Source organism: Geitlerinema sp. PCC 7407 (assembly GCF_000317045.1).
Lineage (GTDB): Bacteria > Cyanobacteriota > Cyanobacteriia > PCC-7407 > PCC-7407 > PCC-7407.
The window spans coordinates 74028-86253 of sequence record NC_019703.1 but is presented as its reverse complement, the minus strand read 5'-3'; the positions used below and the strand labels follow the sequence as shown (position 1 = coordinate 86253).

Annotated in this window: 12 protein-coding genes; 9 read left to right on the top strand and 3 right to left on the bottom strand. The window is 58.9% G+C overall.

Translation table 11 applies throughout. The features are described 5' to 3' along the window. Nucleotides 1-15: 15 nt before the first annotated feature. The 4 genes from GEI7407_RS00435 to GEI7407_RS00420 all read left to right on the top strand — a co-directional run bounded on the left by GEI7407_RS00435 (nucleotide 16) and on the right by GEI7407_RS00420 (nucleotide 3707). Entirely contained in the window at nucleotides 16-237 is a 222-nt protein-coding gene (locus GEI7407_RS00435; protein ID WP_015170157.1) for a DUF2839 domain-containing protein, read from the top strand. Between the two features lie 423 nt (nucleotides 238-660). Continuing rightward, a complete protein-coding gene (locus GEI7407_RS00430; RefSeq protein ID WP_015170156.1) occupies nucleotides 661-1005 on the top strand; it encodes a DUF1815 family protein in 345 nt (114 codons plus the stop codon). 379 nt (nucleotides 1006-1384) lie between these two features. Further along, nucleotides 1385-2266, top strand: coding sequence for an alpha/beta fold hydrolase (locus GEI7407_RS00425; RefSeq protein WP_015170155.1), 882 nt, complete (start codon nucleotides 1385-1387; stop codon nucleotides 2264-2266). Between the two features lie 610 nt (nucleotides 2267-2876). Next, entirely contained in the window at nucleotides 2877-3707 is an 831-nt protein-coding gene (locus GEI7407_RS00420; RefSeq protein WP_015170154.1) for an FHA domain-containing protein, read from the top strand. 30 nt (nucleotides 3708-3737) lie between these two features. Here GEI7407_RS00420 and recA read toward each other — a convergent pair whose 3' ends face one another. After that, complete coding sequence (recA, locus tag GEI7407_RS00415) at nucleotides 3738-4823, bottom strand: recombinase RecA (RefSeq protein WP_015170153.1); 1086 nt, start codon at nucleotides 4821-4823, stop codon at nucleotides 3738-3740. 387 nt (nucleotides 4824-5210) lie between these two features. On the opposite strand from recA, the gene xseA reads away from it, so the two are divergent. The 3 genes from xseA to GEI7407_RS00400 all read left to right on the top strand — a co-directional run bounded on the left by xseA (nucleotide 5211) and on the right by GEI7407_RS00400 (nucleotide 8343). After that, on the top strand, nucleotides 5211-6470 hold the full coding sequence (xseA, locus tag GEI7407_RS00410; RefSeq protein WP_015170152.1) for an exodeoxyribonuclease VII large subunit: 1260 nt from the start codon (nucleotides 5211-5213) through the stop codon (nucleotides 6468-6470). 61 nt (nucleotides 6471-6531) lie between these two features. Further along, nucleotides 6532-6804: an exodeoxyribonuclease VII small subunit gene (xseB, locus tag GEI7407_RS00405; RefSeq protein WP_015170151.1), complete on the top strand. Its 273-nt coding sequence runs from the start codon at nucleotides 6532-6534 to the stop codon at nucleotides 6802-6804. 135 nt (nucleotides 6805-6939) lie between these two features. After that, on the top strand, nucleotides 6940-8343 hold the full coding sequence (locus GEI7407_RS00400; RefSeq protein WP_015170150.1) for a phospholipid/glycerol acyltransferase: 1404 nt from the start codon (nucleotides 6940-6942) through the stop codon (nucleotides 8341-8343). A gap of 160 nt (nucleotides 8344-8503) precedes the next feature. Here GEI7407_RS00400 and GEI7407_RS21530 read toward each other — a convergent pair whose 3' ends face one another. Further along, complete coding sequence (locus tag GEI7407_RS21530) at nucleotides 8504-8683, bottom strand: hypothetical protein (RefSeq protein WP_071880867.1); 180 nt, start codon at nucleotides 8681-8683, stop codon at nucleotides 8504-8506. Between the two features lie 758 nt (nucleotides 8684-9441). On the opposite strand from GEI7407_RS21530, the gene GEI7407_RS00390 reads away from it, so the two are divergent. Together GEI7407_RS00390 and GEI7407_RS00385 are read left to right on the top strand one after the other, a co-directional pair. Further along, the gene (locus tag GEI7407_RS00390) at nucleotides 9442-9912 is read left to right on the top strand and encodes an MgtC/SapB family protein (RefSeq protein WP_015170149.1); all 471 of its coding nucleotides are present in this window, start codon (nucleotides 9442-9444) and stop codon (nucleotides 9910-9912) included. 1 nt (nucleotide 9913) lies between these two features. After that, entirely contained in the window at nucleotides 9914-11572 is a 1659-nt protein-coding gene (locus tag GEI7407_RS00385) for a glycosyltransferase family 39 protein (protein ID WP_015170148.1), read from the top strand. On the opposite strand, the gene GEI7407_RS00380 is transcribed toward GEI7407_RS00385, so the two are convergent. Next, entirely contained in the window at nucleotides 11565-11996 is a 432-nt protein-coding gene (locus GEI7407_RS00380; protein ID WP_015170147.1) for a hypothetical protein, read from the bottom strand. The two genes, GEI7407_RS00385 and GEI7407_RS00380, sit on opposite strands and share 8 nt — an antisense overlap. Nucleotides 11997-12226: the final 230 nt, after the last annotated feature.

Here is a 12226-nt window from a genome sequence, read left to right as displayed (position 1 = left end):
ACATACACAAGTCCTATGGGTGAGGCAAAACGTCGTAAAGAGGTACTGGGCGATCGGTACGGTCAGGAGAAAAAGGAAAGCATTTTACCGGGCGTGCCTGTAACGAAGGGCCAGGCAGAGCGCTTTGTAAAGTGGAGTACCAAGGGTGCTTGGATTGGCATTGGGCTCTTGGCAGCTTGGTGGGTGACGGTGATGTTTATTGGCCCGGCCCTGGGCTGGTGGCAACTGGGTTCCTAAGTTAGGGATTTCTCTGCGATCGCCAACTTGTTATGAAAATTTAACAAGGGGCGATCGCGTCCGGAAAGTGCTTCAAAGTTGCTGATCTTTAAGAAGAGTAACGCTTTTCCTTACTAGATCTTACGGTTTCTCATTCCGCAGCGGTAAAATTTGAAGCCTGTCCTGTGAGCCTCCAAGGCCGCTTGGACGCCAAATCTCAAAACATTCTTTTCCTTCTCAACTCTGTTGTTCTTGATACTCCAGCTAGGAGCGCGAGTTCGCTAACGTTAGGCAAAATCACCGTTGGCCTTGGCCGTCAGTTCGGGCAATCTGACCCAAGAATCGATAAAGTTCGCAAATTTCATGGAGTTGTGAGCCCAGAAAACCAAATCCTTAAAAAAATATAAACAAGGTTAAAATTGGTGAGGTGACTGGAGGGCCGCCGTGTTTCTTAGACTTGCAAATCAACACCGTCAATTTGTGCAGGATCTGGTGATGAATCTCCAGGCCCTAGCCACTGTGCTAGAGCGCCGGGGATATTTAGCATCCTGCTACACCTGCGGGGGGCAGATGACTAGCGCCTCGTTTATGGTCAGCTTGGGTGACAATCACCTCATTCGTTTTTTGGTCTCCGACTACGGCATCACCTGGACGGAGATGCGGGACGATCGCGAGCTGATGAAGCTAGAGGGCGCAGAGGCCATTAGCCAGCTGCAAGAACTAGCAAATTTGGTCAAAAATCAAATCAACCCCGCAGATTATCGACCGGTCATCGCTCGCCATTCCTAGTCTCTCTTTGTAGGGATCTAGGCAGCAGGTCAAAGGCGATCGCAGCATCATTCTCACATCAGCTCCTGATCGCGTCGCCACCGCTCCAAGGGTCCCCGAAGACGGGATACCGGCCTTGCTGCTTAGCGGCTGATGTATCGGCGATGACATTTCGACACCATTCACGGGAATAATAGGGAGACAGTGAATCTCCCGTGCACTCGTTGTTCTTGTTCTACCCAGCCACGCTGGCGTAGCGCCAAGCGTCATCCTATTGGGCGATCGCTCAGCCCAGTCGCTCAGCCTAGCAATGAGAAGCCAAAACGGGAGAGAAGGTCGCTCAGACCCTTCAGAGCGCTGAGCATCCCCCGTAGCCCTTGCACCCAAGATGAGCACTTCCATGACGGCTTTGGCCTCTTCTAGCTGGCAGCACTGCTTTGTCGAAACAAACCGCATCCGTCTGCACTGCGTGACGCAGGGAGAGGGAGATCTCGTCGTTTTGCTTCACGGCTTTCCAGAGTTTTGGTACTCCTGGCGCTATCAGATTCCCGCGCTGGCACGTCACTTTAAGGTTGTGGTGCCGGACCTGCGGGGCTACAACGACTCCGACAAGCCCCTCAGCGGCTACGACCTTGACACCCTCACCGCCGATATCCACGGCCTGATCCAAAATCTGGGATATCAGCGAGCCCACGTCGTTGGTCATGACTGGGGCGGGGCGATCGCCTGGCATCTGGCCCACAAGTTTCCCCAATCGCTCAACCGACTGGCCATCCTCAACGCGCCCCACCCCTACCGCTTCCTCAAAGAAATCGCCAGCAACCTCGATCAGTTTCGGCGCAGCTGGTACATCTTCGCCTTTCAGATTCCAGGGCTGCCCGAGTGGCTGATCCAGCAAAACCTGCGGGACTTTGTCAAAGCTGTCTTCCAAGAGCAGTCCATCCGCAAAAGTGCCTTCTCAGCCGAGGCAACGCGCATCTACCAGGCCGCCCTCGAAAAGCCCGGCGTCTTGGCAGCCGCTCTCAACTACTACCGTCAGTTTTGGTCGCCCCAGAACTGGCGGCGCAACTGGGGCAGTTCCCCAACCCCCATCACCGCACCGACGCTGGTTCTATGGGGCAAGGACGACGCCTTGCTCAGCCACAGCCTGACGGACAACCTAGAATCGCTGATTGCGGCACCGTTTCAGCTCAAGTTTGTGGCAGATTGCGGCCACTGGATTCAGCAGGAAGTTCCCTACACTGTGAATCGAGAACTTCTTGAATTTTTGCGGCCTGACTAGAGACTCAGTATCCGTATCCCGTGATTCCCGGACAGGGACTTCCCGTAATCGTGCGGTTCTGAGAAGACCGGCGGACAGCGTAGGGTGAGAGAGAGAAGATCCCCTGAGGAAAGTGCTCTCGGCGAGCGTTTTTCAGGAGCCTCTCTCCCCAAAGGCTGGTCCAAGAGAACGAGACTCAGGGTGTTCAAAGCATGGATAGGGCGATCGCCAGGATCGCCCAGTGGGCAGCAAAACCAGCCAAACAACTTGGGACGATGCAACGTCAATGCACTGTAGGTGTTAAGCCGAGGTTGTGGATGGCGCGATCGCGCTTTTGTGCTTGTACAGTCTAGATAGACCCCGTCAGCCGGGTCACGCTGATGTCTTTTGTCAGCGTTCCTCGAGTCATCGCGCGCTGCGTGAAGCTGAGGGCTAAGAGCAGAAATAGCAGTGCGGGCTGATGCCTCCAACTGACCCTTCACAAGCCAGCTAGCCGTCTGGAAATACCTCAATGCTGCTGGTTACTACTAGTAGGTGCGCTACGTACCTGCTTGGATGCACTGTTCAGACAACGCTTGTGCCCATCTAAATCCTTCCGTTGTTGCCGTGTTACTGAAATGGCTGGACCCATATGATTGATCCTCATTCTCTAGCCGCTTATTCCCTTCAGATTTTGGATTCTTCAGAAAATGCGGAACTGGAGAAACGTCTGGGTCTCTACCAGGTGTTTTTGCGGTTATACGATCACCACCGCAGTCTCCTAGACGAGATTCTGGAGCTGGAGAGCTTTGGCAACCGAACCCTGTCCAAGGTTTCGCTGCAATATATCCAGGGCGTGGTCCATAACGACCAGGTGTATTTGATTACAAATTTGCTCAATCAAGGGCAGACGCAGTCGCTCTTTCAGCCGCAGCATGTGTGGCTGCTGGGGCGCGATCGCCACGCGGCCATTTCGATCCCGGACAAGCGTCTGTCCCGTCGCCACGCAGTCGTGCAGTACCGACCGGGAGAAGGCTTTTCTGTGGTGGATTTGAGCAGCACCAATGGAACCTTCGTCAACGGGGAGCAAATCCAGCAGCGCCGCTTGCTCCAAGATGGCGATCGCGTTCGGCTGGGCAGCTTGTCTTTTGCCTTCTTCCTGTGCGATCGCGCCCAAGAGGTGCCAGAAGTCCCCAGCGACCTGCTCGAACTGCTCCAAGACATCCCCCTCAAGCACTGCGACGAGGAAGACACAGCTTCTATGGCCTCGGGTAAAGCACCGGAATCTTCCCCCAGCGAGCCCCATGTCCCGCCACAGGAGCAAACCTTTTTGTACTACAAAAGCGGCCAGCCCTCCAGCCACCAGGCTTCGGTTCCGCCATTCCTTGGAACCAAAGCCCCCCAGCTCAGCTCTGCGCAGCAAGAAGCGATCCTCGATCGCGCCCTGCGGCGGCAGGGCCTCGATGGCTGCCTGCCGCGCTAGGACGCCGATCCCAGCGCGGTAGGCAGCGGTTTACGCGTCTTCTTCGAGGATCTCCTCTTCGGCTAGACCGTCCTCCGCAGTTGGGGCAATGGTGTTGGCAGAAACCGTTGCGCCCGTGTCGAGCTTTTGCCGGACCAGCTGCTCCACGGTTTGCGCCAGCTCAGGGTTCTCTTCGAGATACTTGATGGCGTTGTCGCGTCCCTGGCCGATGTTGTCGCCGTTATAGCTGTACCAGGCTCCCTTGCGGCTAACGACGCCGGTCTCTTCGGCCAGATCCATCAGGCAGCCCAGGCGCGAGATGCCTTTGCCAAAGATGATGTCAAATTCGGCAATCCGGAAGGGCGGGGCGACTTTGTTTTTGGCGACTTTGACTTTGGCGCGAATGCCAAACTCTTCGGTGCCTTTTTTGAGGGTCTGGATGCGGCGAATGTCGAGGCGCACCGAGGCGTAGAACTTGAGGGCGTTGCCGCCGGTGGTTGTTTCGGGGTTGCCGTAGCTGATGCCGATTTTTTGGCGCAGCTGGTTGAGGAAAATCACGGTGCAGCCGGATTTGCCGATGTTGCCGGTGATTTTGCGCATGGCTTGGCTCATCAGGCGAGCCTGGGAGCCGACCTGCGCGTCGCCCATTTCCCCTTCGATCTCGGCGCGGGGGGTGAGGGCGGCGACGGAGTCGACCACGACGATGTCAACGGCGGCGGAGCGCACCAGCTGATCGACGAGTTCGAGGCCCATTTCACCGGTGTCGGGCTGGGAAACCAGGAGGTTCTCGATGTCGACGCCCAGGGCCGCTGAGTAGGAAGGATCGAGGGCGTGCTCGGCGTCGACGAAGGCGGCGACGCCTCCAGCTTTCTGGACTTCGGCGATCGCGTGCAGGGCGAGGGTGGTTTTGCCGGAGCTTTCGGGGCCGTAGATCTCGATGACGCGCCCTTTGGGCAGTCCTCCACCGAGGGCAAGATCGAGGGTGATGGCACCGCTGGAGATGGTCTCTACTTTCATGCGGCTGGCATCGCCTAGGCGCATGATCGATCCCTTGCCAAAGTTGCGCTCGATTTGGCTGAGCACAAGGTTAAGGGCTTTTTGCTTTTCGGTGTTTTCGGAGGATGTTTTGGGAGCCATGAGCGCCTCGGAATGGAACGTTCTGCAGCGATCGATCGGTGGAGGAACACCCTATTGTAGCCACCCTGTTTGGGAAATGACTTGGGTGCACAGACGGGGGAATCGCAGCGAGGAATACGACCCGAGCAGGCGTCCTCCGGCTACTCTAGAGGCATCGTGAGGGGCTTTGAGCAACCGGGCGATCGCCTCTTGCGCAGGGGATCGCGCTGATTCGGGTCATAATGGTTATTTTATCGCCAAATTAGCACAATTGTACTAAAAAGTAAGATTAGAACCACAGCATTATTTTCATGATTTGACGGCGCAAGCTGGGACTCTCTGCCGATCGCGATCGCCCCAGCCGTCGCCCCTTTAAAACCCTTCTTTCATAATCTTCATTAGGCCACCATGTCTTATTTGCCCAACCTGCTGGTTCCTGATAGTGCGCTGTCGGTGGCGGGTCTGACCCGATATATTCAGGCGCTGCTTGAGCAAGACCCCCACTTGCAGCAGGTATGGGTGACTGGGGAGGTTTCCAGCGCGTCGCAGTACCCCAGCGGCCTGTTTTTTACGCTTCAGGACCCGGACGCCAAGGCCAGTGTGGCCTGTGTGGTGTGGAGCAGCCGCCTGCACAAGCTGGCGACGGTGCCGGAGCGGGGGGAGCAAATTATTGTTCTGGGCCGGATCCACTTGCACGCTCAGCGGGGCCAGTATCAGCTGGTTGCGTGGCAGGTGCTGCCCGCCGGGGAAGGGCTGCGGGCGCTGCGCTACCGGCAGCTGCGCGATCGCCTGGCGGCGGAGGGGCTGTTTGATCAGATCCGCAAGCGATCGCTGCCTGCCCATCCCCGCACCATTGCCGTGGTGACCTCGCCGCGAGCGGCCGCCTGGGGCGACATCCAGCGCACTCTCAAGCGGCGCTATCCGGGCCTGCACGTCCTGTTTTCACCGGCTCTGGTCCAGGGCGAGCAGGCCCCCAGCGCCATCGCCCACGCCATCGAGCGGGTGGTGCGCGATGGCCGAGCGGAGGTGCTGATTTTGGCCCGGGGGGGCGGCGCGGTCGAGGATATGGAGTGCTTCAATGATGAGCGGGTGGTGCGGGCGATCGCTGAATGCCCGATCCCGGTGATCGCCGGGATTGGCCACCAGCGCGACGAATCCCTCGCCGATTTGGTCGCCGACGCCTACGTTCACACGCCCACCGCCGCCGCGGCCCAGGCCGTCCCCCAACTCGAAGATCTGTGGGCCGAGCACAGCGAACGCACCGAGGGGCTGCGCAGCGCCGTCCGGATCTATCTCGATCAGCACCGCAATCGGCTGAGTCGCCTTCAGCAGCGTCTCCAGCAGCGCCGTCTGGATCGGCAACTCCAGGAAGAGCGCCAGGCGATCGCCTGGCTGCGGCGGCGCTTGGTGCAGGCAACCCAGCAGTGTCTCCACGAAGCGACCCAGCACTGCCAGCTGCTCCAGCAAAAGCTCTCTACCCTCGACCCCCAGGCCGTCCTCCATCGGGGCTACGCCGTCGTGCGTCAGGAGGCTGGCACCATTGTGCGATCGCCCGCCGATTTGCAGCCCGGCCAGGCAATCTCGATTCAGCTGGCCGATGGCCACTTCACAGCCATCGTGACTGCGGTCTCCACCGACTCTCCGCCCCCTGAGCAGAACCTCGTTTAGGCCGCCCCAATCACTCTTCTCGCCCCGATCACTCCCAATCAAAGGCATTTTGAAATTCGCTATGAACGCTTTCCCCGATCAGCCCTCTTTTTTACCAGCCTCCGAAACTCCGCCGCCCGCGGCTCTGGCCCCAGACTGGAACTACGAACGAACCGTTGCCGAAATTGAGACCATCGTGGCGCAGATCGAGGCCGGCGAACTGGAGCTCGCTGACGTCTTTAGCCAGTTTTCGACCGCTGTCGAGTACCTGCGTCAGTGCGAGCACTTTCTGGAGCACAAGCAGCAGCAAATGGACCTGCTGCTGGAGGTTTTGTCCGACGACGAAGAGCCGTGAGCGATCGCCCTGTCGCTAGGCGATCGCCCCAGCAATGGCGCGCTATCAGGAGCAAGTTAAGGTTTTGGCATAGGGTGAGCTGCAAGGTCTGAGGAGTCTGTTAATCTCAGAGCCAATGCCTGAGAGATCACCGCCTTGAGTTACTCCATCAGCCAAGCTCAGCCTCCTTTGACGTTTATTCCCCCCGCCCTCAATCCGTGGGTTTTGCGGTTTGTGCAGGGCGTCCTGCCGCTCTGGCTGCGATGGCAGGGGGGGATCATTCAGGTCGAAGCCGAACATGCAGAACGCCTCGCGGACCTATATCACCAGTTTCAGGACGGCAAAATCCGGTTTTTGATGGCCTTTCGCCACCCGAATGTGGACGATCCCGCCTGCATGGCCTATCTGTTGTCGCACTTGGTACCCGCAGCGGCCCAGCGTCAGGGCCAAAAGCTGCGATCGCCCGTCCACGCCCACTTTATCTACGACCGGGGCATTCCTCTGTGGGCCGGGACCCAGGTGGGCTGGCTCTACTCGCGGCTAGCAGGCATTCCGATCCACCGGGGCAAGCTCGATCGGGTTGGGCTGCGGGTGGCCCGGGAGCTGTTTGTGAGCGGCGATCTTCCCATGGCCGCGGCCCCCGAAGGTGCCACCAACGGCCACGGCGAGCTGATCAGTCCCCTAGAGCCGGGCGTCGCTCAGCTTGGGTTTTGGTGTGCCGAGGATTTGCACAAGGCGGGCCGCAGCGAGAGCGTCCTGGTGGTTCCCATCGGCATTCAGTATCACTATGTGGACGCGCCGTGGCAGGAGCTGGCGGGCTTGCTGGGCCAGCTAGAGCGAGACTGCGGCATTGAGGCGGCGCCCTTACCCATCGACGGTGTCTCCATCGACGGCATTCCCGAGGTGCTGTACGAGCGCCTCTACAACCTGGGTCAGCACCTGCTAGTGCGGATGGAGGCGTTTTATCGCCGCTTTTATCACCAGGATTTACCAGAAACCGACGCGGCGGACCTGCGCGATCGCCTGCCCAATGAGGTCTTCTCGGAGCGATTGCAGCGGCTCCTAGACGTGGGGCTCAAGGTGGCGGAGCAGTACTTTGAGCTGCCGGCCAAGGGCAACTTGATCGATCGCTGTCGCCGCCTGGAGCAGGCGGGCTGGGACCGGATTTATCGCGATGATCTGGGCAACCTAGAGACCCTGCCGCCCCTCGAGCGCGGCTTGGCCGATCGGGTGGCCGAGGAGGCGGACCTGCGGATGTGGCACATGCGGCTGGTGGAGAGCTTTGTCGCGGTGACCGGCGCCTACGTGAAGCAAAAGCCGACGGCGGAGCGCTTCTCGGACACGCTCTTTTTGGCCTGGGACATGGTGACGCGCATCAAGGGAGACAAGGTCTTTCCCCGGCCCAAAATTGGTCAGCGCCGGGTCAAGATCACCATTGGCGAGCCTCTGTCGGTGAGCGATCGCTGGGAGACCTACCAGTCCAGCCGCCGCGCCGCCAAGCAGACGATCGCCGACTTTACCCAGGACCTCCAGAGCGCCCTCGAAACCATGCTGCTTTAACGTTTTTCCGTCCAAAAACAACAAAGCTGCTTTCAAAGGCTTGAAAGCAGCTTTTTTTTATTAAATTGATACCGTCAATGGATGCTCAGGGAATTCACAAAAATTCGAGAAACTTGTTAGCTAAAACACTCGAAAAGCCTGCAAAACGCCTCAAGAAAACCTAGATAGACAGCTCAACTGGCGTGATTAAACGTTCGAGTTGCTGGATTCGATGACGATGATTGACAACCGTCGAAACTAGGTCAGGCATTTCCTGCCAGCAGCGAGGGCAGAACCAGTAAACACCATTGCGACGGGCATGACGAAGTAGTTGGTTTGAGCAGCAAGGACAATTATTCATGACGGTCTTAAATGATTTTAGGTGAAGAACATGGGCACTATCGTCAGGAGTCACATTTGTAGAGAGCAGTGATAAAGCCTGAGACTGGGCACTGGATCTGATATTTAGATTAATGAGATCTGGGTGAGATTACAGTAGGCGTTCTACCTAATTAATGGGGGAACCTACCCAGTAGCGGCATTAACTTTAATATCAAATACCTCAGGACAGCGAAGAAAAATTTTCCAAGAAAGTTAACAATCTTGCCAATTGGAAGCCAAGTCGAAGATGAAAAGATTTACGCTTTCGAAGCGGTATCAATTCACACCTTTTTCTGTCCTTCAATGTCAGGTCTAGGCTTTAGGCTATCTGCCTCGGTCATTTCGGGATCAGCAATAAACCGTAGGTTATATAGGTAAAAATATGAATTTTGTAATTTTCTAGACTCTATCCCTAGAAGGATCTCGTAGAAAGCTAAGAAATTAGTGCGCCAAAATTCACTTGAAGAAATGTTTTTTAGAGAAAGCAAGAGCGGGATTAAGAACACTTTTTGGGAGTTCAGATAATAACTGTTTGGTTTCTTGATGATGAAAGGGGCTCCGTAACCCAAGGCGATCGCCTTGGGTTACGGAGGAGCAGGAAGTACCGGGATGGGGTGGTGGGCTAGCGTAGGGGTTTCTACGGAGGCGGTGGGCCGTGAGAGGGTCAGCGCTGGGGGAGCGATCGCCGCTGTCTAAGGGCTGTAAAGTATCGAAGACTGCTAGAACCTAGGAACAGACATGGCATCTTCTGATTGGATAGAGCTGACTCAGCGGCTGGTGTTGGCGATGGTGGTGGGGGCCGCGATCGGCTGGAATCGCCAGAAATCTGGCAAGTCAGCTGGCCTAAGAACCCATATGCTGGTGAGCTTGGGGGCTGCGCTGTTTGTGTTGATACCCTCTGAGATCGAGGGCAGCCAATCAGCGGATGCACTGAGCCGTACAGTGCAAGGGGTAGCAACGGGGGTCGGCTTTTTGGGGGCGGGGGAGATTTTTCAGCAGTCCCAGGCCGACAATGGCCGTCGCCGGGTCAAGGGCATGACGTCAGCGGCGGCCATCTGGGTGGCGGCGGGTCTGGGGGCTGTCGTGGGGTGCGGTCTTTGGCAGATCGGCTTGGTGGGCATGGTGCTGACGCTGATTACCCTGGGAACGATCAAGCGGATGGAGCAGTGGACCTGGATTCGGCGGGGCCGGGATGATGAGGAGGAGTAGAATGCGGCGCTCGAGCAGCGGGGGACAGTGGGATGTGCTGTGGAGCACGGGACTGCTGGGGCTGGGGCTGGTGATGTTTTGCGCAGATATCGGGGGGGTGCCGCTGCGGGACTGGGACGAGGGAATCGTGGCTCAGGTGGCGCGGGAGATTGGGCGATCGCCCCTGGAGTCGCTGCGGTGGCTCTACCCGACGCTGTTTGGGGAGCCCTACCTCAACAAGCCGCCGCTGATGCACATCCTGATCGCCCTGAGCTATCACCTCGGGGGCGTCAGCGAGTGGACGACCCGCCTGCCGGGGGCGCTCCTGTCGGCGATTTCGGTGCCGCTGCTGTATGGAGTGGGCCGGGAAGTGTTTCTGGGCCGGACGGCGGCGGTGCTGTCGACGCTGGTCTACCTGACCTCTTTGGCAGTGGTGCGCAATGGGCGGTTGGCGATGCTAGACGGCGCTGTGCTGTGCTTCAGCTTGGGCATGCTGCTGTGCCTGCTGCGATCGCGCCGGGACGTGCGCTGGTCCCTGGGAGTCGGGGTGGCCTTTGGGCTGATCTGCCTGACCAAGGGGATTTTGGGGCTGCTGCTGGGGGCGATCGCCCTGGGCTTTTTGGCCTGGGACACGCCGCGGCTGCTCTCGACGGGCTATTTTTGGGGCGGCTGGCTGGTGGGGGCCATTCCGGCAGTCGGCTGGTACCTTGCCCAGTGGCTCCACTACGGCGCTCTGTTTTGGAACAATAATCTGGTCGATCAATCCTTTAGCCGCGTGTGGTCCGCCGTCGAGAGCAACGCTGGCCCGCCGTGGTACTACCTGCTGGAGCTGCTGAAATACGGCTGGCCCTGGCTGATCTTTTTGCCCATGGGGCTCCGGCTGGCCTGGGAGCACCGCTCCCTGAGCTGGGCCAAGCTGGCGATGACTTGGGGGGGTGGCTACTTGCTCGTGATCTCGGCCATGGGCACCAAGCTGCCGTGGTACGTCCTGCCGGTCTATCCGGCGATCGCCCTGGTCATCGGCGCTGCCCTGCGCGAGGTCTGGCACCAAGGCACCCTGACCCCCGCAAAGCCCCACGTCGCCCCTGACTATCCCCGCGCTTGGTGCCTCAGCTTTGGGCTCTTGGCCCTGGTGGCCTGGGCAGGCTGTCTGTACTTTAGCTTCAGCGCCGAAGCGGACGCCGACCTCCAGCTCACCTTTGGCGCCCTCGGCCTCACCTTCACCGCCACCAGCGCCCTGCTGTGGCGCCACGACCTGCAATTTTTGCTGGTGCTGCTGAGCGGCTGCTATCTGTCGCTGGTGCTGCTGGGGCAGTCCGACCACTGGGTGTGGGAGCTGGGCGAGGACTACCCGGTCAAGCCCGTAGCGGCCATGGTGCAGCAGCACACGCCCACCGGCCGCACCGTGTACACGTCTCACCCCTATCACCGGCCTTCACTCAATTTCTACAGCGATCGCCCGATTCGGCCCGCCAGCCTGGAGCACCTCCAGCAGATCTGGCAGCAGGAAGCTTCTCCCTACTTTCTCCTGAGTACCGGTGCTGCCACCGCCCTCAAGCTCAAGGACGCCCAAACCGTCGCCCAGACCCACACGTGGCAGCTCGTCACCCGAGCCGCCGCCGACAGCCTTGCTGAGCCACCCAGAGCAGCGTTTCGGACGGGGGGCGATCGCCTCAGCTAGGCGGCGCGAGCGTCCCCCAGGACTCCGGCTTCGGGACCTCAGGCAGCAGCGGCCCCTCCGCCATCGAGAAGGTCAGCCCCAGCAAAACCAGCCCCCCCACGATCGCCCAAAGGGGCGAGTGGCGCGCTAGCCCCACATCCCGCAAAATCCGGGCCAGGGGTCGGCTCTGGCGGCGCAGCGATCGCCCCATCGCCAGCTTCTGCAAAATAAACGGGTCGCGCACATAGTGGCCGCTCCAGCTCACCACTACCCGCTGGCGACAGTGCTGACAAGTGAGCAGCCCCTGATGGGGCGATCGCCCGTCCTCCATCTGATCCCAAAAGACCCTCGCGAACTGCTCTCCGAGGGGGCGGGCTGGATGCCCCAACCCCCGATGACAGACCGGACAGCTTAGCGGCCGATACTCAAAAAGATTCGCGTCCATGGACATGATGCGGAGATGGTCCTGCCCTACTACCGTCAGTTTGACAAAGCCGAAAGCCCCAGAGCAACCGAAAATACTCGCCTGCCGTTCTGACTTCCCAAGACTAGCAGCATCACCCCGCATCGCACCTTGCGCGGCGATCGCCCTTCACGGCCCAATGTCTAAACCCAATAGTCGGCAGGTGGTGTGAGAGGAAACCAGCAATTTTGAGCGCCACGACTTCCCGATGC

Coding starts and splice junctions, on each gene's coding strand:
- GEI7407_RS00435 (WP_015170157.1), top strand. CDS start 16: ATGGGTGAGGCAAAACGTCGTAAAGAGGTACTGGGCGATCGGTACGGT.
- GEI7407_RS00425 (WP_015170155.1), top strand. CDS start 1,385: ATGACGGCTTTGGCCTCTTCTAGCTGGCAGCACTGCTTTGTCGAAACA.
- GEI7407_RS00420 (WP_015170154.1), top strand. CDS start 2,877: ATGATTGATCCTCATTCTCTAGCCGCTTATTCCCTTCAGATTTTGGAT.
- recA (WP_015170153.1), bottom strand. CDS start 4,823: ATGGCTCCCAAAACATCCTCCGAAAACACCGAAAAGCAAAAAGCCCTT.
- xseA (WP_015170152.1), top strand. CDS start 5,211: ATGTCTTATTTGCCCAACCTGCTGGTTCCTGATAGTGCGCTGTCGGTG.
- xseB (WP_015170151.1), top strand. CDS start 6,532: ATGAACGCTTTCCCCGATCAGCCCTCTTTTTTACCAGCCTCCGAAACT.
- GEI7407_RS21530 (WP_071880867.1), bottom strand. CDS start 8,683: ATGAATAATTGTCCTTGCTGCTCAAACCAACTACTTCGTCATGCCCGT.
- GEI7407_RS00390 (WP_015170149.1), top strand. CDS start 9,442: ATGGCATCTTCTGATTGGATAGAGCTGACTCAGCGGCTGGTGTTGGCG.
- GEI7407_RS00385 (WP_015170148.1), top strand. CDS start 9,914: ATGCGGCGCTCGAGCAGCGGGGGACAGTGGGATGTGCTGTGGAGCACG.
- GEI7407_RS00380 (WP_015170147.1), bottom strand. CDS start 11,996: ATGGACGCGAATCTTTTTGAGTATCGGCCGCTAAGCTGTCCGGTCTGT.